The sequence below is a fragment of the Mesorhizobium sp. L2C066B000 genome (assembly GCF_000502335.1).
Taxonomy (GTDB): domain Bacteria; phylum Pseudomonadota; class Alphaproteobacteria; order Rhizobiales; family Rhizobiaceae; genus Mesorhizobium.
The window spans coordinates 1-19,447 of the sequence record NZ_AYWZ01000009.1; the positions used below are offsets into that span (position 1 = coordinate 1).

19 protein-coding genes and 1 pseudogene are annotated in these 19,447 nt (G+C 62.4%); 16 read left to right on the forward strand and 4 right to left on the reverse strand.

All coding sequences use genetic code 11. The features are described from left to right. Positions 1-17: 17 nt before the first annotated feature. The 10 genes and pseudogenes from X733_RS147240 (at position 18) to X733_RS147205 (ending at position 9,923) form a co-directional block, all read left to right on the forward strand. Positions 18-1,193, forward strand: coding sequence for a porin (locus tag X733_RS147240; protein WP_023819192.1), 1,176 nt, complete (start codon positions 18-20; stop codon positions 1,191-1,193). A gap of 246 nt (positions 1,194-1,439) precedes the next feature. Then, positions 1,440-2,552 carry a pyridoxal phosphate-dependent aminotransferase gene (locus X733_RS147235; RefSeq protein ID WP_023742636.1) on the forward strand — a complete coding sequence of 371 codons (1,113 nt, stop codon included), beginning with the start codon at positions 1,440-1,442 and terminating at the stop codon, positions 2,550-2,552. 146 nt (positions 2,553-2,698) lie between these two features. Next, positions 2,699-3,013, forward strand: coding sequence for an acylphosphatase (locus X733_RS1000000168315; RefSeq protein ID WP_155924235.1), 315 nt, complete (start codon positions 2,699-2,701; stop codon positions 3,011-3,013). Positions 3,014-3,057: 44 nt separating this feature from the next. Further along, positions 3,058-3,708 carry a TetR/AcrR family transcriptional regulator gene (locus X733_RS147230; protein WP_023684509.1) on the forward strand — a complete coding sequence of 217 codons (651 nt, stop codon included), beginning with the start codon at positions 3,058-3,060 and terminating at the stop codon, positions 3,706-3,708. Beyond that, positions 3,677-4,840, forward strand: a complete 1,164-nt coding sequence (locus tag X733_RS147225; RefSeq protein ID WP_023684510.1) for an isovaleryl-CoA dehydrogenase — start codon at positions 3,677-3,679, stop codon at positions 4,838-4,840. The genes X733_RS147230 and X733_RS147225 overlap by 32 nt, the downstream gene beginning before the upstream one ends. 1 nt (position 4,841) lies before the next feature. Further along, complete coding sequence (locus tag X733_RS147220) at positions 4,842-6,449, forward strand: carboxyl transferase domain-containing protein (protein ID WP_023684511.1); 1,608 nt, start codon at positions 4,842-4,844, stop codon at positions 6,447-6,449. A 1-nt stretch (position 6,450) separates the two neighbouring features. Then, positions 6,451-6,979, forward strand: a pseudogene (locus X733_RS01000000166370) (O-acetyl-ADP-ribose deacetylase). A gap of 168 nt (positions 6,980-7,147) precedes the next feature. Then, positions 7,148-7,474, forward strand: coding sequence for a hypothetical protein (locus tag X733_RS147215; protein WP_023731823.1), 327 nt, complete (start codon positions 7,148-7,150; stop codon positions 7,472-7,474). Positions 7,475-7,519: 45 nt separating this feature from the next. Then, positions 7,520-7,897: a hypothetical protein gene (locus X733_RS147210; protein WP_023684512.1), complete on the forward strand. Its 378-nt coding sequence runs from the start codon at positions 7,520-7,522 to the stop codon at positions 7,895-7,897. Positions 7,898-7,946: 49 nt separating this feature from the next. Further along, on the forward strand, positions 7,947-9,923 hold the full coding sequence (locus X733_RS147205) for an acetyl/propionyl/methylcrotonyl-CoA carboxylase subunit alpha (protein WP_023819193.1): 1,977 nt from the start codon (positions 7,947-7,949) through the stop codon (positions 9,921-9,923). Positions 9,924-9,972: 49 nt separating this feature from the next. On the opposite strand, the gene X733_RS147200 is transcribed toward X733_RS147205, so the two are convergent. Both X733_RS147200 and X733_RS147195 read right to left on the reverse strand, forming a co-directional pair. After that, entirely contained in the window at positions 9,973-11,094 is a 1,122-nt protein-coding gene (locus X733_RS147200; RefSeq protein ID WP_023738557.1) for an ABC transporter substrate-binding protein, read from the reverse strand. 386 nt (positions 11,095-11,480) lie between these two features. Then, a complete protein-coding gene (locus tag X733_RS147195; protein ID WP_006199745.1) occupies positions 11,481-11,747 on the reverse strand; it encodes a sel1 repeat family protein in 267 nt (88 codons plus the stop codon). A gap of 437 nt (positions 11,748-12,184) precedes the next feature. On the opposite strand from X733_RS147195, the gene X733_RS147185 reads away from it, so the two are divergent. The 5 genes from X733_RS147185 to X733_RS147170 all read left to right on the forward strand — a co-directional run bounded on the left by X733_RS147185 (position 12,185) and on the right by X733_RS147170 (position 16,029). Then, the gene (locus X733_RS147185) at positions 12,185-12,526 is read left to right on the forward strand and encodes a DUF2147 domain-containing protein (RefSeq protein WP_023687258.1); all 342 of its coding nucleotides are present in this window, start codon (positions 12,185-12,187) and stop codon (positions 12,524-12,526) included. 224 nt (positions 12,527-12,750) lie between these two features. Further along, complete coding sequence (locus tag X733_RS1000000170270) at positions 12,751-12,903, forward strand: hypothetical protein (protein ID WP_023738556.1); 153 nt, start codon at positions 12,751-12,753, stop codon at positions 12,901-12,903. A 39-nt stretch (positions 12,904-12,942) separates the two neighbouring features. Next, entirely contained in the window at positions 12,943-13,137 is a 195-nt protein-coding gene (locus X733_RS147180; protein ID WP_023670200.1) for a hypothetical protein, read from the forward strand. 277 nt (positions 13,138-13,414) lie between these two features. After that, complete coding sequence (locus X733_RS147175) at positions 13,415-14,875, forward strand: AMP nucleosidase (RefSeq protein ID WP_023731828.1); 1,461 nt, start codon at positions 13,415-13,417, stop codon at positions 14,873-14,875. 152 nt (positions 14,876-15,027) lie between these two features. Next, complete coding sequence (locus tag X733_RS147170) at positions 15,028-16,029, forward strand: endonuclease/exonuclease/phosphatase family protein (RefSeq protein WP_245272113.1); 1,002 nt, start codon at positions 15,028-15,030, stop codon at positions 16,027-16,029. A gap of 25 nt (positions 16,030-16,054) precedes the next feature. Here the strand turns inward: X733_RS147170 and X733_RS147165 are convergent, their stop codons facing one another. Both X733_RS147165 and X733_RS147160 read right to left on the reverse strand, forming a co-directional pair. After that, a complete protein-coding gene (locus tag X733_RS147165) occupies positions 16,055-16,654 on the reverse strand; it encodes a DUF922 domain-containing protein (RefSeq protein ID WP_023819194.1) in 600 nt (199 codons plus the stop codon). Positions 16,655-16,797: 143 nt separating this feature from the next. Beyond that, positions 16,798-18,477, reverse strand: coding sequence for an electron transfer flavoprotein-ubiquinone oxidoreductase (locus X733_RS147160; protein WP_023819195.1), 1,680 nt, complete (start codon positions 18,475-18,477; stop codon positions 16,798-16,800). A gap of 302 nt (positions 18,478-18,779) precedes the next feature. Between X733_RS147160 and X733_RS147155 the strand changes: the two genes are divergently transcribed. Further along, positions 18,780-19,334, forward strand: a complete 555-nt coding sequence (locus tag X733_RS147155; protein WP_023698594.1) for a hypothetical protein — start codon at positions 18,780-18,782, stop codon at positions 19,332-19,334. The last annotated feature ends 113 nt before the right edge of the window (positions 19,335-19,447 follow it).

The window sequence follows — 19,447 nt, forward strand, 5'->3', positions numbered from 1 at the left end:
TGACTGGAGGTCAGAAAATGAACATTAAGAGCCTTCTTCTCGGCTCCGCTGCGGCCTTGATCGCAGTTTCCGGTGCGCGCGCCGCCGACGCCGTCGTCGTCGCCGAGCCGGAACCGGCTGAATACGTCAAGATCTGCGACGTCTACGGCGCCGGCTACTTCTACATTCCCGGCACCGAAACCTGCCTGCGCATCGGCGGCTATGTCCGTTACGACATCGGTGCCGGCGACGTCGGCTCGTTCGACGGTGCGAGGTCCTTCGACCATAAGGATGGCGACGAGCAGGATACCTTCTACAAGAACGCCCGTTTCACGCTGAAGACCTGGACCGGCCAGGAAACCGAACTCGGCACCTTGAAGACCTACACCGAGACCCGCTTCAACTTCGGCAACCGCAACGGCTACCCCTCGGCAGACGATCCGACTACCGAAGCAGACGAGTTCAACTCCAACCCTGCCGGCAACAAGAACGTTTCGCTGAACTTCGCCTGGATCCAGCTCGGTGGCCTGCGCGTCGGTAAGGACGAATCGGCCTTCGACACGTTCATCGGCTACGCCGGCAACGTCCTTCAGGATACGCTCGTTCCCTACGGCGACTTCGACACCAACGTCGTCCAGTACTACTTCGATGCAGGCAATGGCTTCTCGGCCGTCGTCTCTCTCGAAGAAGGCTCCGGCACCGTTGGCACGATCGACAGCTACGTTCCGCATGTCGTCGGCGGTCTGAAGTATACGCAGGGCTGGGGCGCCATCACCGGCGTCGTCGCTTACGACAGCAACTATGAAGAAGTCGCCGGCAAGGTGCGTTTGGACGTCACCCCGATGCAGAACCTGGCGCTGTTCATCATGGGCGGCTACGGCACCGACGACAATTTGACGGACTCGAGCTATGCGATCGACGCCGGCGGCCGCGGCTTCTACAAGCAGTGGGGCGGCAACTGGGCTTTCTGGGGTGGTGGCACCTACACCATCAACGAGAAGACCTCGTTCAATGCCCAGGTCTCGTATGACGAATGGAAGAATCTCGGTGTTGCCGCCAACATCGCCTACGACGTTGTTCCCGGCTTCACGGTCACGGCCGAAGTCGACTACCTCAATGCAGGCAAGTTCGACGACGCCAATTTCTCCAACTTCACCAACGCCGACAAGAAGAGCAGCATCGGCGGTCTCCTCCGCTTCCAGCGCTCGTTCTAAGACGCTCAGCCTGGCTGAAAAGCAAACCCGGCGGGCAACCGCCGGGTTTTTTTGAAGCATCCGTCGCCATGTCATTGGCTGCAGTGGCCTTCAAAAGGCTGCCGCCTACCGGCGGTCAGGTCGTAGAGCGTGGCCACCCGCGCCGATTTCATCACGGGCATGGCCACTATTTCCAGCCGCGCCAGAACTTGCGCCGTCCTATCGGGCACGCTAGCAAGAAGGCCCCTCTTCTCGTGAGCCTTTGCCATGCGCCAGCGCCCTGCCCTCACGCCGCTTGTCGGCGCGCTTCCCTCGACGGTGCCGTTTGTCGGACCGGAAGCGCAGGAGCGCGAGCGCGGACGTGCTTTTCGCGCCCGCATCGGCGCCAATGAGAGCAGTTTCGGGCCTTCGCCGCGCGTCATCGAGCGCATGGAGAGCGTCGCGCGTGACCAGTGGATGTATTGCGACCCCGACAATTACGATCTGAAGCAGGCCGCGGCCCGCCATCTCGGCATCGGCGCCGAAAACGTCGTGGTCGGCGAAGGCATAGACGGGCTGCTCAGCCTGGTGGCGCGCATGTATGTGGCGCCAGGCGACGCGGTGGTCACCTCGCTCGGCGCCTATCCGACCTTCAATTTCCACATTGCCGGCGTCGGCGGCCGGCTGGTCACGGTGCCTTACGAGAACGACAAGGAAAGTCTGGATGGACTGCTCAAGGCAATTATCAAGGAGAAGGCGCCGCTGGTCTATCTCTCCAATCCGGACAATCCGATGGGCAGCTGGTGGGAAGCAGGAGATATCACCCGCTTCGTCGAAGCGTTGCCGGAAACCACCATGCTGGTGCTCGACGAGGCCTATGGCGAATTGGGGCCGGCCTCGGCGCTGCCGCCGATCGATGTCGCGCGGCCCAACGTCATCCGCATGCGCACCTTCTCCAAGGCATACGGGCTGGCCGGCATTCGCTGCGGCTATGCGATGGCCGAGGCTGAGGTGATCCGCGATTTCGAGAAGATCCGCAACCATTACGGCGTCAGCCGCATGGCGCAGATCGCCGGCGTCGAGGCGCTGGCCGACCAGGACTGGCTGCACAGCGTGGTGGCGCGAGTCGCTGCCGGACGCGCACGTATAGCCGGGATTGCCGAGACGAACGGGCTGAAGCCGCTGCCATCGGCGACCAATTTCGTCACCATCGATTGCGGCAAGGACGGCGCCTTCGCGCTGAAAGTGCTGCAAAATCTTTTGTCGCGCGACGTTTTCATCCGCAAGCCGATGGCGCCAAGGCTCGAACGTTGCATCCGGGTCAGCGTCGGCCTCGATCATGAGCTCGACATCTTTGCCGAGGAACTGCCCGGCGCGCTCGCCGCGGCACGGGGAAACTAGCCCGGCCGATTGCCGTCGCGACACGGCCTGCCAATGCCGCCAAAGGCCAAGACAGAATCAGCCGGGCCCCCGGCTTCCGTCGATCCAACAACAATCCAACCGTTCAAGGCTGTTGCTTTCGTCCGATCCCGCGCCAGTTCTTGAGCATGGGAGATAACGACCGGCAAAAGGCGGTGCAGGCGCGCATGCATGGTAAGGTGCAAGGCGTCGGCTACCGGATGTGGGCGCGACGCGAAGCGATAAGGCTTGGCCTCGTAGGTTGGGTACGCAATGAACGAGACGGCACGGTGACGGCCTCGATTGCCGGTGCCGATGCTGCGGTTTCCACAATGATCGAACGGCTCCGGCAAGGGCCAAGGGGAGCTTCGGTTTCGAGGGTCGAGTCGAAGAATTCGAACTCCTCGACTCGCCCATCGACTTTCGGATCATTGTCTAGACGGAACCACTTTATTGCCGCTTGAATTAATTGAACGTTCGTTTTATTACTAAATACCGGGAGGCGATCATGGCACGCACAACGGGATCCGATGGCGAAAAAACTGAAGCGGCCGTCCGCGAGGCAGCGGTCAGCCTGATCGCCCGCTTCGGCTATGAGGCGACGTCGATGCGGCAGCTTGCCGCCGAGGTCGGCGTCCAGGCGGCCGCGCTCTACCGCTATTTTCCGACCAAGGAAGACCTGCTGTTCACGCTGATGCGCAAACATATGGAAGGGCTGATCGAAGCGTGGGACGCCGCACGCCCCGACGCAGCCGATCCGGCAACGCGGCTTGCCGCCTATGTCGAAAACCACATCGCTTTCCACATCGAGCGCCGCCACTCAACCCATGTCTCGAATATGGAATTGCGCAGCCTGTCGCATGACCGGCTGACGCAGATCCTTCGCATGCGCACCGCCTATGAGAAGGAGTTGCGCGCCATCCTGCGCGACGGCGCGGAGGCCGGCGCCTTCAGTGTCGATGACACCGGGCTCACTGCCATGGCCCTGATCCAGATGATGACCGGCGTCATCGTCTGGTTCCGGCCGGGCGAGCGGCTGTCGATGGCTGAAGTCACGGCGACATATCTTTCAATGACAATGCGCCTAGTTGGCGCGAACATAGACGACAGTTCCGGGAGGGAGCGGCATGTACACGAACACACTCAGCTTCGGGCATGACGAGGACATCGAGGCGCTGCGCGATCTGGTGCGCCGCTTTGCCCAGGAGAAAATAGCGCCGATCGCCGCCGAGATCGACCGCAGCAACCAGTTCCCCGCGCATCTGTGGAAAGAACTCGGCGCGCTCGGCCTGCTTGGGATCACCGCCGATCCCGATTTCGGCGGTAGCGGCATGGGCTACCTCGCCCATGTCATTGCGGTGGAAGAGATTTCGCGCGCCTCGGGCTCGGTCGGCCTTTCCTACGGCGCCCATTCGAACCTCTGCGTCAACCAGATCAACCGCTGGGCGACACCTGCGCAGAAGGAGAAGTTCCTGCCGGCACTGTGCTCGGGCGAAAAGGCCGGGGCGCTGGCCATGTCGGAATCGGGCGCCGGCTCGGACGTCGTCTCGCTCAAGCTGCGGGCTGAAAAGCGCAACGACCGCTATGTGCTCAACGGCTCAAAGATGTGGATCACCAACGGCCCCGACGCCGAAACGCTGGTCGTCTATGCCAAGACCGATCCGGAGCGGAAATCGCGCGGCATCACCGCCTTCATCGTCGAAAAGACGATGGCCGGCTTCTCGGCATCACCAAAGCTCGACAAGCTCGGCATGCGCGGCTCCAACACCGGCGAACTGGTGTTCGACAATGTCGAGGTTCCCTACGACAATGTGCTGCATGAGGAAGGCCGCGGCGTCGAGGTGCTGATGTCGGGCCTCGACTACGAGCGCACCGTGCTCGCCGGCGGCCCGCTCGGGCTGATGGCGGCGAGCCTCGATGTCGCCATCCCCTATGTGCATGAGCGCAAGCAGTTCGGCCAGCCGATCGGCGAGTTCCAGCTGGTACAGGGCAAGCTCGCCGACATGTATTCGACGATGAATGCCGCGCGTGCCTATGTCTATGCTGTCGCGGCTGCCTGCGATCGCGGCCAGACGACACGCAAGGATGCTGCCGGCTGCGTGCTGTTTGCCGCCGAAAAGGCGACGCTGATGGCGCTCGACGCCATCCAGCTGCTTGGCGGCAACGGCTATACCAACGAGTATCCGACCGGCCGGCTGTTGCGCGACGCCAAGCTCTACGAGATCGGCGCCGGCACCAGCGAAATCCGCCGCTGGCTGATCGGGCGCGAGATCATGGCGGAAGGGGTTTAGCATGGCCGTACTCCAAACCCAGATCTCGCCCTCCTCCGAAACCTTCCGCGCCAATGCTGAGCGCATGCGGGCGCTGGTTGCCGACATTGCGGACAAGGCGGCAAGCGTCGAGCGCGGTGGCTCGGAGGAGGCGCGCGAGCGTCATGTTTCGCGCGGCAAGCTGTTGCCGCGCGAGCGGCTGGCGCAGTTGCTCGACACCGGCTCGCCTTTCCTCGAGATCGGCCAGTTCGCGGCATGGTCCATGTATGGCGAGGAGATTTCCTCGGCCGGCCTCGTCGCCGGCGTCGGCCGTGTCGAAGGCACCGAGGTGATGGTCGTGGTCAACGACGCCACGGTGAAGGGCGGCACCTATTATCCGCTCACGGTGAAGAAGCATTTGCGCGCACAGGAGATCGCGCTGCAAAACAATCTACCTTGCGTCTATCTGGTCGACAGCGGCGGCGCCAACCTGCCTAATCAGGACGAGGTGTTTCCCGATCGCGAGCATTTCGGCCGCATCTTCTACAACCAGGCCAACATGTCGGCGGCCGGCATTCCGCAGATCGCCTGCGTCATGGGCTCATGTACTGCGGGCGGCGCCTATGTGCCGGCAATGTCGGACGAGACGATCATGGTGCGCAACCAGGCGACCATTTTTCTCGGCGGCCCGCCTCTGGTGAAGGCGGCTACGGGCGAAGATGTCAGCGCCGAGGAGCTTGGCGGCGCCGACGTGCACACCAGGCTGTCCGGTGTCGCCGACCACTATGCGCTGGACGACGAACATGCGCTCGCGATTTGCCGGCGCATCGTCAAGAACCTCAACCGGCGCAAGACCGTAAGCCTGAGCTTACAGGAACCCGCGCCGCCGCTTCACGATCCGCGTGAACTCTATGGCATCGTGCCGACGGATTTGCGCCAGCCCTATGATGTGCGCGAGGTGATCGCGCGCGTCGTCGACGGCTCCGAGTTCGACGAGTTCAAGCAGAATTACGGCACCACGCTGGTCACCGGCTTTGCCCATCTTCAGGGCATGCCGGTCGGCATCATCGCCAATAATGGCGTGCTGTTTTCCGAAAGTGCTGTCAAGGGCGCGCATTTCATCGAACTGTGCTGCCAGCGCAAGATCCCGCTGATCTTCCTGCAGAACATCACCGGCTTCATGGTCGGGCGGAAATACGAGGCCGGCGGCATCGCCAAGGACGGCGCCAAGCTGGTGATGGCGGTCGCCACCGCTCGCGTGCCGAAGGTGACGATGATCATCGGCGGCTCGTTCGGCGCCGGCAATTACGGCATGTGCGGACGCGCCTACTCGCCGCGGTTCCTGTGGATGTGGCCGAATGCGCGCATTTCGGTGATGGGCGGCGAACAGGCGGCGACCGTGCTGGCGGTGGTCAAGCGCGAGGGCATCGAGCGCAAGGGCGGTGAGTGGAGCGCGGACGAGGAAGCGAAATTCAAGAAGCCGATCCTGATGAAATACGAGCATGAGGGCCACCCGCTCTACTCCTCGGCGCGGCTGTGGGACGACGGCATCATCGACCCGGCGAAAACGCGCGAGGTGCTGGCGCTCAGCCTGTCGGCCGCGCTCAACGCCGAAATCGAGGAAACGAAGTTCGGCGTGTTCAGGATGTGAGATGAGCAAGTTCGGCGAACGGATACATGTCCACACCGCGACATCACCAGGCTTGCGGTCGATGCCATCGTCAATGCCGCCAATTCCTCGCTGCTGGGCGGCGGCGGCGTCGACGGCGCCATTCACCGCGCCGCCGGCCCGGAGCTCGAATTCGAATGCCGGATGCTGAACGGCTGCAAGTCGGCGAGGCAAAGCTTACCAAGGGCTATCACCTGCCGGCACGTTACATCATCCACACGGTCGGACCTGTCTGGCGAGGCGGCGGCAAAGGCGAAGCCGGACTGGTCGTATCCTGCTATATCAGGTCACTCCAAATCGCCGCCGCCAGGGATTGCCGGACCGTGGCATTTCCGGCGATCTCGACCGGCATCTACCGTTATCCGAAAAATGAGGCGACGCAGATTGCCGTTGGCATCGCAGGTACCTTCGTCGGACAGAACTCAACGCCCGAAACAGTTATTTTCTGCTGCTTCGACGAGCCAACAGCTCAACTATACCGACAAGCCGTTGCTGCCATTGGAGGATGCTAGTCTGCATGGATAAGATGGTTCATCCACCTACGCAAAAGCAATTTTCGGTGAGCAGGCTGGCGGCACTGGAGAATAGACGCTATTGTTCATCCCGCATTGGGCAACGGGGATGGGGTAAAGATGAGGCCGAAATATTCGGGAAAGACGACTGCGTCGGTACTTGCAGTCTTGCTTATATTTGCGGTACCCGGCGTTGGCGCCGCGGCATCGCTGGCGGGAAGCAAAGGCGACATCCATTTCTATCCGTATTTGCCGAAAAGCCCGAAAGACCAGTGCACCATGGCTTACAACGCCTATGTGGCCGCCGGCGGCCATTCGGCCTATGCGACCACGCCCTATGCCCGGATCCGTTCGTTGTACATCATCTGCGGCTCGGGCTTGAATGCACCGTCACAGAAGGCTGCCGAAGAACGGGCGATGAAATCCTGCGAGTCCGCCCGCAGCCATTACAAGGTCATTACAGGTGCGGGCTGCGAAGTTGCGGCATCGAAGTAGGCCGACAAGCATCGGCTTGGGCATTTTTCAAATGGGCGGCGCAAGATGAAATCGACACGCATCAAACGAATTACTGTATCGATGCTTGCCGGCCTGCTCGTATTTACGGCACCCGGTATCGGGGCGGCTGGATCGCTGGCGGGCAGCAAGGGAGACACCCGATTCTGGCCTCCGTTGTCACTGAATCCAAAGGAGCCCTGCACGAAGTCGTACAACGCCTATGTCGCGGCGAGTGGCCACTCGGCCTACGCGACCACATTCTACTCGCGCGTCGACGATCTTTACATCATCTGCGGTGCGCGGCTGAACGCGCCATCTCAGAAGGCCGCGGAAGAGTTGGCGTTGCGAAGCTGTCAGGTTGGCCTGAAAAAGTGGAAGGTTCAGACCGCGAGCGGCGGCTGCAAAATCGCGGCTTCGAAATAGGCTCATTCCTGCCAGACCGGCGCCGCCCGAGACAAACTCTGGAGGCTCCATGTTCGCCAAGATCCTGATCGCCAATCGCGGCGAGATCGCCTGCCGGGTGATATGCACGGCCAGGAAGATGGGAGTGCGCACCGTTGCCGTCTATTCCGACGCGGACGCCAAGGCCCTGCATGTCAAAATGGCCGACGAGGCAGTGAGTATCGGTTCCTCGCCGGTCGGCGAAAGCTATCTGCGCGGCGACAAGATTGTTGCGGCGGCGCTGGCGACCGGCGCCGAAGCAATTCACCCCGGGTACGGCTTCCTCTCGGAAAACCCCGATTTCGTCGACCTGGTGGTGGCGGCAGGGCTCACCTTCATCGGCCCGTCGGCCGCCTCGATCCGCGCCATGGGGCTGAAGGATGCGGCCAAGCGGCTGATGGAAAAGGCCGGCGTGCCGGTGGTGCCGGGCTATCATGGCGAGGCGCAGGAGATCGTGCTGCTGGCGTCCAAGGCGCGTGAGATCGGCTATCCCGTGCTGATCAAGGCGCGCGCCGGCGGCGGCGGCAAGGGCATGCGCCGCGTCGAACATCCCGAAGATTTTTCGGAAGCGCTGTCAGGCGCACGGCGCGAGGCCAAGGCCGCGTTCGGCGACGATCGCGTGCTGGTCGAAAAATACGTCGACAAGCCGCGCCACGTCGAGGTCCAGGTGTTCGGCGACAATTTTGGCAATGCCGTGCATCTCTACGAGCGCGACTGCTCGGCGCAGCGCCGCCACCAGAAGGTGATCGAGGAAGCGCCGGCGCCCGGCATGACGCTGGCGCTGCGCGAGGCGATGACGGAAGCGGCGGTCAAGGCCGCCAAGGCGATCAGCTATTCCGGCGCCGGCACCATCGAATTCATCGTCGATGCCTCGCAAGGGCTGAAGGCCGACCGCTTCTGGTTCATGGAAATGAACACCCGCCTGCAGGTCGAGCATCCCGTCACCGAAATGGTCACCGGCACCGACCTGGTCGAGTGGCAGTTGCGGGTAGCCGCCGGCGAAAAGCTGCCGAAGACGCAGAGCGAAATCACGCTTTCCGGCCACGCCTTCGAGGCGCGCATCTATGCCGAGGACGCGGCGAAAGGGTTTCTGCCGGCGACCGGCACGCTGCATCACCTGGCGTTTCCCGACAACGCGCCCGAAGGCGCCAGCATGCGCATCGAGACCGGCGTGCGGGCCGGCGATGCGATCTCGCCCTTCTACGATCCGATGATCGCCAAGCTGGTCATCCACGCCAAGGACAGGCAGGCGGCACTCGATGCGCTCGGGACTGCGTTGTCGCAGACCGAGATTGCCGGCTCGACCGTCAACACCGCCTTTCTCGCGGCACTTGCCGCGAACGCCGATTTTTCGGCTGGTGATGTCGATACCGGCCTGATCGGCAGGCATCAGGAAGCGCTGACCGCGGTCGCCCCGCCGAGCAGCGAGATCGTTGCCGCGGCGGCCCTTGCCGCGGCGGGCGCCGGTGCTTTGCCGCCGTCGAACGATCCGTGGTCGTCGCTTGCCGGCTATGCGCATTTCCACAGCGTTGCGCGCCGCACGCGCCTGCGCCATGGCGAGGACGATATACTGGCGCGTGTTTCAGTGCGGCCGGACGGGCGCTTCGAGGTGGCGCTGGACGCGCCCTATGACAGCGTCAATTCGCATGATCTTCGCGCCGCCCCTCGCCTTGCCCGCTGGCCAGGCCACGTCACCGTGTTCGAAGGCGCGGTCGGCTACAGTTTCCTCGTCCCGGATCCGCTGGCGCGCACCGACGAGGCGGCCGCCGCTTCCGGCAGCCTGCGCGCGCCGATGCCAGGCGTGGTCAAGCTGGTGCGCGCGGCAAAGGGCGAAAGGGTGATCAAGGGCCAGCCGCTGTTGATCCTGGAAGCGATGAAGATGGAGCACACGATCGCGGCCAGCCATGACGGCGTGATCGCGGAAATCGCCACAGAGGGCGCGCAGGTCACCGACGGAACGGTGCTGGTGCGCTTCGTTGAAGAGGCTGCAAGCCGGCTGGAGGCTTGAACAAAAATGGCCGGGACAAGCCCGGCCATTTCCATGAGTACGCGGCCGCTTACTGCGCGATCGGTGCGTATTTGCCGTCGTGCCACTGGTTGATGTCGTAGCTGGCGTTCTTCAGATCGCCCTTCTCGTCGAAGGTCACGTCGCCGACCACGGTGCTGAAGGGCGTGCCGTTCTTCAGCGCTTCGGCTACCTTGACCGGATCGTCCGTTCCGGCGCGCTTGACGCCCTCTGCAAACGCCTGAACGACGGCGTAGGAGAACAGCGTAAAGCCTTCCGGCACGAAGCCGCCCGCCTTGATCTTGGCGATGGCCTCCTTGGCTTCCGGCTTGGCCTGCGGGTCCGACGGGAAGACGAACAGGGTGCCTTCACCGGCGGGGCCGGCGACCTGCCAGAATTCCGGCGAGGCGATCGAGTCCGGCATGATCAGCTGGAACTTGACGCTCTGCTCGGCCGACTGACGCAGGATAAGCCCGGCTTCCGGGTGATAGCCGCCGAAATAGACAACGTCGGCCTTGAGGTCCTTCAGCTTGGTGACGAGAGCCGAATAATCCTTCTCGCCGGCATTGATGCCTTCATAGTCGATCTCCTTGAGGCCACCGGCATTCATCGTCGCCTTCACGGCATCGGCAACGCCCTGACCGTAGGCGCTCTTGTCATGCAGGATAACGACATTCTTGCCGGCATATTTCTTGGCGATCCACGGGCCAATGAAGGCGCCCTGCGCGTCGTCACGCGTATAGAGACGCATGATCGTCGGCCAGCCGGCCTTGGCGGCGGCATCGGTCAGCTCGGGATTTGAAGAGGCCGGGCTCATCATCAGCGCGCCGGCCTCGGCGTAGACGGCGGAAGCCGGGATGCTCGAACCTGAACAGGCATGGCCGTCAATAAACTTGACGCTGTTGGCAACGATCCGGTTGGCCACAGAAACCGCCTGCTTGGGATCGCACTGGTCGTCCTCGATGTCGAGCTTGATTATCGAGCCGTTGACACCGCCGGCGGCGTTGATCGCATCGGCGGCTGCCGTTGCGCCCTGCTTGAACTGATCGCCGATCGTGGCGAGCTGTCCGGTCATCGGGCCGACCACCGAAATGGTGATGTCATCGGCAAAGGCAACCGGCGCGCTCATCATCAGGCCAAATACGGCCGCGCTCAAAATACCCGTTTTTTTCATGGTGATAGAACTCCTCCCACACTCGCGCAGCCGCTCTGGCCGCGCTTCTTTCCGAAGGCGGGACAATTTCATCCTTCATTGGGCCTGTCTAGGCGCATCGGCGCCGCTCGATTGGGCCTCATCAACGCAAAAAGCCACGCCAGCCTGTTCCGGCCGGTCGTGGCTTTTTGCTCGTAGCAGTCCCCATGCGCCCCCGCGCCACGAAAACCTGCCCGCCGTCCCCATTGTGCACGACTGGACCGTGCCGGCCTGCCGCGTTCTTGTTCTTTCATGGTCGGCCGTCTTGTCGCGGCCTCGTCGTTTCACCGGTTCCGACCGTCTTTGCGGTCTTGATCCCGGGGCTTCCCTGTTTTCGATAATCTGCCTGCGATAATCTGCTCGCGATCTCAGTGCATCGTCATCCATTCGCGGGCTTCGCGCAGCGCCTTGGCGATCTCGACCTTGGACATTGCGGCCGACAGTTCCGAGCGCAGTTCCGCGGCGCGGACCGAGCCCTTGATGGCGGCGATGTTGAACCATTTGTGGGCGGCAACGACATCGGTCTCGCAATCGCGGCCGGTCGCATACATCATGCCCAGTTCGAAAAGAATGTCGGCCTGGGCAGTTGCCCCCATGGCGCCGAAGCCGGCTTCAAGCATTTCAAAACGTGCCATTTTAGTCCCCTGTCTGGCTCCCGAGAGCGGGCCTCTTCTGTCCCCCGGTGTTCCCTGGGGAGCCGCTCTTTCGATGCTTCCGAGAATGAGGCCGAGCCTTGAATCCGTCGTTAAATGGCGTGCTTAATTTGGAGAAAACAAAGCTAAAACAAGAGGTAAACGCGGAAATTCGTTAAGGATACAAAGTCAGCAATCCCGCCGTTTCTCGACCGATTTGACGAAAATTTGCAAGGCGCCGATCAACACTCTGCTAACCACGCGAACCAAAGCCAACGCCTCGATCGTTTCATTTCCACGGGCTGCACTCTCCCGACCCCGCATGAAAATTGCGAAACCTTCCGTCGCGGCACGCTTTTGTTTTGCCGGGAGCTGGATTAGCTTACGTTTGCGTAAGGGGCAGAGAGGCGGCTGCCCCATCTAAACCAGGGAGGACAGATATGTTTCGCAAAGTGAGCTTGGCCCTGGCGGCCGCCGTGATGATGGCTGGTGCGGCTTGGGCCGATCCGATCGAAGGCAATTGGAAGACACAAGCCGGCGACACAGCAGTTATCGGCGGCAGCGGTTCATTCTCCATCACCCTGAAGACCGGCAAATATGCCGGGAAGACCATCGGTTCGCTCAAGGCGGCCGGGGCCAACAAATATGCCGGCAACATCACCGATCCGGCAAACGACAAGACCTATTCGGGCAAGGCAACACTGTCGGGCACCTCGCTCAAAATGAGCGGCTGCGTGCTCGGCGGGCTGATCTGCAAGAGCCAGACCTGGCACAAGCTCTGATCTTGCTGCTTTGAGTTGACCAACGGGGCCTTCACAGGCCCCGTTTTCTTTGCAGGACGGTCCGCGCCATAGCGACGACCGTGCCGTTTGCGGCGGCGCAAACCCGAACCGACGCTCTCTCTAAGACCTCGTCAATCACTTTGAACCGCAGATGAACGTCGGCATCAGCGCCGGTTCAGTCGCATCAGGGCATTTGATGGCGTGTTCAAGGAGACACTACGCAAATGCTCGCTCGCCGCTTCACCATCGTCTGCCTGTTGATGAGCCTGTTCGGGATGCTCTTCGCCATCCTCGTGGCCGAATCCGGCCGTCCGGCCCGTTCCTGGAATGCAGCCAGTTCCTGCCAATTCGATTGCATGAACCATTTTCGCCCCTGAGACGACAAAGACATAGATCCAAACAGAAAAGCAAAAGCCATGAACCGCATCGCCATCAACGCCCTCCAGACCCTTCGGCTCCTGCCGCGGGCGGCGCTCGTTCTGGTCGTGTTGTCGGCGCCGGTCCTGGCCATGCCGATGATGCGGGCCAATGCCGACACGACGATCGACGCGCCGGCGACGAAGAAGCATGGCGTCGGCTTTGTCTTGCTGGTCAGTCTGCAGCGCGGGTAAGGTGTGCCGGTATTAAGGTGATGCTGGCCTGCAAGTGGCGGCCTTGGTGCTCACATGCTTCGAGTACGCTCCGCTCCGGTTCTCGAAGCCAACCAGTTTGGTCGCTTCGCGCCCGTCCTCGACTCCGGCTCAGCCTTACCTGAATCTCAGCACACCTTGGGCGTGGACGAATAAATCGACCACTTGGCGGCCACCCTCCCCTCCCAAGTGCGGCCTCAAGTCTCTATATTGAGCCATGGAAAAGCGAATCTACCCACAAGCTATCGAATCGGTCGTCATGCCGGAGCCTTTCGGCAAGCAGAGCTTCGACGACGCCAAAAAGGCCGTGGCCGCCTTGCAGGTGCTCTACGACCGCAACACCAAGTTTCTGCGCGACTCCTTTGCCACGCTTGCCGCCGGCGGCGACGAAAGCAAGCGCTACCGCGCCTTCTACCCGGAGATCGGCGTCACCACCAATTCGTTCACCCAGATCGACTCGCGCCAGGCCTACGGCCACATGCCGACCCCCGGGCATTTCTCGACCACCATCACCCAGCCGGTGCTGTTCGAACGCTATCTCGTAGAGCAGCTTCGCCTGATCATGCGCAATCACGGCGTGCCGGTAACGGTTTCGGAATCGACCACGCCGATCCCGCTGCATTTCGCGTTCCTTGAAGGAACCCATGTCGATGGCGCCGCCGCCGACCGCATCAAACGGCCGATCCGCGACCTGTTCGACGTGCCGGATCTCGACGGCACCGACGACCAGATCGCCAACGGCACCTTCGAGGTCGCGTTCGGCGAACCAAGGCCGCTGGCGCCGTTCACGGCGCAGCGCATCGACTATTCGCTGCACCGCATGACGCACTACACCGCGACCAGCCCGCAGCATTTCCAGAACTTCGTGCTGTTCACCAACTACCAGTTCTACATCGACGAGTTCGTCGCCCGCGCGCGGGCCCAGATGGCTGAAGGCGGCCACGGCTATACCGAATTCGTCGAACCGGGCAATGTCATCACCAAGGCAGGGCAAAACGCGCCCAGCGAAGGCGTGGCGGCGCCGCGCCTGCCTCAGATGCCAGCCTATCATCTGAAGAAGCCGAACCATGGCGGCATCACCATGGTCAACATCGGCGTCGGCCCGTCCAACGCCAAGACGATCACCGACCATGTCGCGGTGCTGCGGCCACATGCATGGCTGATGCTCGGCCATTGCGCCGGCCTGCGCAACACTCAGGCGCTGGGCGACTATGTGCTGGCGCATGCCTATGTCCGGGAAGACCATGTGCTGGACGATGACCTGCCGGTGTGGGTGCCGATACCGCCGCTGGCCGAGATCCAGGTGGCGCTGCAGGAGGCGGTCGCCGAAGTCACCGGACTTTCCGGCTACGATCTCAAGCGCATCATGCGCACTGGCACCGTCGCCACCATCGACAACCGCAACTGGGAACTGCGCGACCAGCGCGGACCGGTGCAGCGGCTGTCGCAGTCGCGCGCCATCGCGCTCGATATGGAATCGGCCACGATCGCCGCCAATGGCTTCCGCTTCCGCGTGCCCTACGGCACGCTGCTTTGCGTCTCCGACAAGCCGCTGCATGGCGAGTTGAAGCTGCCCGGCATGGCGACCGAATTCTACAAGCGGCAAGTGGCGCAGCATCTGACCATCGGCATCAAGGCGATGGAGAAGCTGGCGGAAATGCCGATGGAACGGTTGCATTCGCGCAAGCTGAGAAGCTTTTCGGAGACGGCCTTTCAGTAGACCGGCTTGCCGTAAATGTTTGCCGCGAGGCGTTTCGTCATCTTGATTGGGCCGCATTTCAGCCGATAAAGGCCTGATACCTCGGCAATGTATTACCCGGTCTATGGGCAAAACCCGGTCTGATGGCACGCGTGCGAAAGATGATGGCTTCAATGGCGTTCCTGGCAATGCTCGGCCTCTCGGCCGCGCTTGTAGCCGGGTTCTTTGGCGCACTGCATCCGGCCTTCGATTCCTTCGCCCATTTCCGCATCCATTTTGCCGTGCTGATGGGGCTGATTGCGCTGCCGCTGCTCGCCACCTCGTTTCGCCTGCAGGCGGGCGTGGGCCTGCTGCTGGCCGTGGCCGCCTTCGCCAGCACGTTGAGCACCTTGCCGCGCCTGTGGCCGGTGCAGGCCGCCAATGACGCCGCGCCCGGCAACGAACCGGTCTACCGGCTGCTGCAGATGAACCTGCGTTTCAACAATCCGACACCCAAGAAGGTTCTTTCGCTGATCGCCAGGACCAACCCGGACGTGATCACGCTCGACGAAGTATCGGCCATGTGGGCGACCGAACTCGGCTATATCGAGAACGCCTATCCCTATCGCATCCTGTGCGCCCATCCCGAGGGCGTGTGGGGCGTGGCGCTTTTGTCCCGGCGACCCTTTGCGGCCGGCACCGAGCCGCATTGCGAACCGCGCGGCGCGATGGCGGCCGCCACCGTCGATTTCGGCGGCACTCCGGTCGATGTCGCGGCGATCCATTTGAGCTGGCCGTGGCCGAAGGAACAATACTGGCAGATCGGCGAGTTGACCGAGACGCTCACCTCGCTCGGCGAGACGGCGATCATGGCCGGCGACTGCAACGCCGTGCCGTGGAGCGCCGCGGTACGGCGCGTTGCCTCGCTCGGCGGACTGACCGTGATGCCGTCGGCCGGACCGACCTGGATCCACCGGACCCTGCCCGATTTCCTGCGGCGCTATGCGGGCCTGCCGATCGACCAGGTGTTTTCGAAGGGCGGGGTGACCATCCTGTCGTCGACGCAGATGGAAGAGACCGGCTCCGACCATCTGCCGGTGATGGTGGAATTTTCATTGATGCGCGACGAGACCAAGCCGGTCGACGAGGATTCTACCGCGACTGTGTCGCTGATCCAGCCCAGCATGGGCGGCTAGATCGTACGCCACGGGGCTTACGGTTTCACAAGCCTACCAAGGCCTCGATGATGCGCTCGACATGGCCGCCTTCACTGTGCTCGCGCGCGTCGAACGCGATCTGTTTTGCCTCATAGAGCTTGGAAGTGGCTTGCAAGCGCCGCGTGGCTTCGACGCGCGTTTTGTTGCATTGCGGATCGTTGGCAAATTTCAGGCCGCGAACCGACCGCTCGGAAGCCTGCATCATCTGCCCGGCGATACGGCCATGGGTTCCTTCATGAGCGAGAACGCCTGTGAAAAACCGGTTCCAGCGTTTGCGCAGCGCCGGCGTGACGGCCGAGGCGACGCGCGGGTAGGTGTAGGCGATGTTGAGCGTTCCATTGGCCTGGCGCAGGCGGCAGACGCCGTTGACCTGACCCACGTCCAGGCTCCAGTCGGCGGTGTAGCTTGTCTGCGCGATGGCGTGGGTCATGAAACCGTGCTTGGGGCCCCTGCGGTTCATGGCGATAACCAGACCGGCACCTGTCGTGCCGGTGATGTCATAGGTTCGCGTCTTGACGACGGTTTTCACCCCCGCCGACGCCGTCCCGACGACGCCGCAGGCCGCGCTTATGACGGCGACGCAAAACAAGACCAACACGCGCATGCCATTTTCCCCATGGACGCGGCAATGAGACCACAAGCAGACGACGGTTTCAACAATCTTTGGCGCCGAGCGCCTTACATGCCTTGGTAAACCCGGCCATCGCCGCCATTTTTGCTGGTTGAGACGGCCCCGGTCGGTGAGGCTCACATGCCCTGATAGACCGGGCCTTCGCCGCCTTGTGGCGGCACCCAGTTGATGTTCTGGTTGGGATCCTTGATGTCGCAGGTCTTGCAGTGCACGCAGTTCTGCGCGTTGATGACGAAGCGCACATCCTTGGCAGACGGATCGGCGGCGGCGTTGCCGTCCTTGTCGACCCATTCGTAAACACCGGCCGGGCAATAGCGGGTCGAAGGCCCGGCAAAGACATCATGCTCGGAACGCTTCTGCAACTCCATGTCGCCGACGATGAGATGCACCGGCTCGTTTTCCTCGTGATTGGTGTTGGACAGGAACACCGAGGACAGGCGGTCGAAGGTCAGCACGCCGTCCGCCTTGGGATAGGCGATCTTCTTGTGCTTGGCCGCGGGCTCAAGCGTGGCATAATCGGCCTTGCCGTGCTTCAGCGTGCCGAAGGGCGAGAAGCCGAACAGCGTGTTCAGCCACATGTCGAGACCACCGAGGCCGACGCCGATAATGGTGCCGAAGCGCGACCAGAGCGGCTTGACGTTGCGGACCTTCTTCAAATCCTTGCCGATATCGGTCGCGCGCCAGGCGTCCTCATAAGAAGACAGCTCGTCATTGGCGCGGCCGGAGCCGATCGCTTGCGCGACATGCTCGGCCGCCAGCATGCCGGACAGCACCGCATTGTGCGAACCCTTGATGCGCGGCACGTTGACGAAGCCCGCCGCACACCCCATCAGCACGCCGCCGGGGAAGGAGAGTTTCGGCACCGACTGCCAGCCGCCTTCGGTAATGGCGCGCGCGCCATAGCCGATGCGCTTGGCGCCCTCGAAGGTGCGCGATATCGCCGGATGCGTCTTGAACCGTTGGAATTCCTCGAAGGGCGACAGCCAGGGGTTCTTGTAGTTGAGATGCAGGACGAAGCCGACCGCGACCTGGTTGTCCTCCAGGTGGTAGAGGAAGGAGCCGCCGCCTGTCTTCAGGTCGAGCGGCCAGCCGAAGGAGTGCTGCACCAGGCCCGGCTGGTGGTTCTCGGGCTTGACCTGCCACAGCTCCTTGAGGCCGATGCCGTACTTGCCGGGCTCACGGCCGTCGGACAGTTTGTATTTTGCGATCAGCTGCTTGGACAGCGAACCGCGCGCGCCCTCGCCGATCAGCACGTATTTGCCCATCAGCGCCATGCCCGGCGCAAAGCCCGGGCCATGTGTGCCGTCTTTTTCGACGCCCATGTCGCCGGTGATGACGCCCGTGACCGCGCCGGCATCGTTGTAGACGAGGCTGGCGGCAGCAAAGCCCGGATAGATTTCGACGCCTAACGCTTCAGCCTTGGTTGCCAGCCAGCGGCAGACATTGCCGAGCGAGACGATGTAGTTGCCGTGATTGTTCATCAGCGGCGGCATCAGGATATTGGGCAGACGGAACGAGCCGGCGGGGCCGAGCACCAGGAAATCGTCGGCCGTAACCGGCGTCTTGAAGGGGTGGCCATCTTCCTCGCGCCAGCCCGGCAACAGGCGGTCGATGCCTATGGGATCGACGACGGCGCCTGACAGAATGTGGGCACCAACCTCGCCGCCCTTTTCCAACACCACGACGGAAAGCTCGGGATTGACCTGCTTGAGACGGATCGCTGCGGCAAGGCCCGCCGGGCCGGCCCCGACGATGACCACGTCGAATTCCATGCTCTCGCGTTCGATCTCGCTCATCAACCCCTCCGCTCTGGCCAACCGTTTCCGGCATTTTGCTGGCTCCTGCGCTGCATAGCGCATCAATCCGCGACAGGAAACCGGCGCTGACGTGACAATGCCGATTTCGACAAAAAGTCGCGGATAACAACTCTGCCGCAAGCGTTTTGCGCGCGGCCGCGCTCAGCGTCCCATATTTTAATTGTTCGACGGCTCTCTTATCGGCCATACTTATTTCCATGCGCACGCCGTCCGGCTATTCATTGACGCGCTTCCCCCTTCCGCCCGGCCGGACCTGCCGAGCGATCCTTCTCGCCCTTTCAATGCTTACGCCGGTTCGCGCTCAGGCCGAGCCGGTGAAGGTGTGGGCGACCGGCGCCTATTCCTTTTCCGACGAGCTTGGCGGTTTCCACATCACCGGCGCCTCGGGCACCGGCACCAAGGAAGATCCGTTGGTCATCTCCGAGGAGCTGAATTCGTCGACGCCGGTGACGCTCACCATCCGCACCACCAAACCGATCCAGCCGTTCAGCACCAACGGCGAATTCGCCAACGGCATCCTGTACATGCGTATCGAGGTGCTCAACAACAGCGGCCAGGCCTGGGTCGAATTCCAGTTCGAGCTGCAGGAGATACTCAACCAGCCGAGCGTGTTCGGCGACGGCCTGTCCTTCGACCAGCGCAACAAGACGCCCGACAACATCCTGTCGAGCGCGTACGCCGATTTCGACCGCGATTTCGAACCCTATGACCGGCTCTTGTTCAAGAGTGGACAGATCGACCCGCTGAAGAGGGGACGCTTCGAGTTTCTGATCACCGACTACACGCCGCGCTGGACGTTCTATCTGGTGCAGGATCCGCGGATACCGACGGGGTAAGCGGCAGACGCCGTGAAAATCGCCACGAAATGCCCTTCGTGATTGGCGAAAGCCGACGAGCGCGTAATCTCCCTCCTTGAGGGGGAGATTACTAACCGCCCAACCTTGCAAAT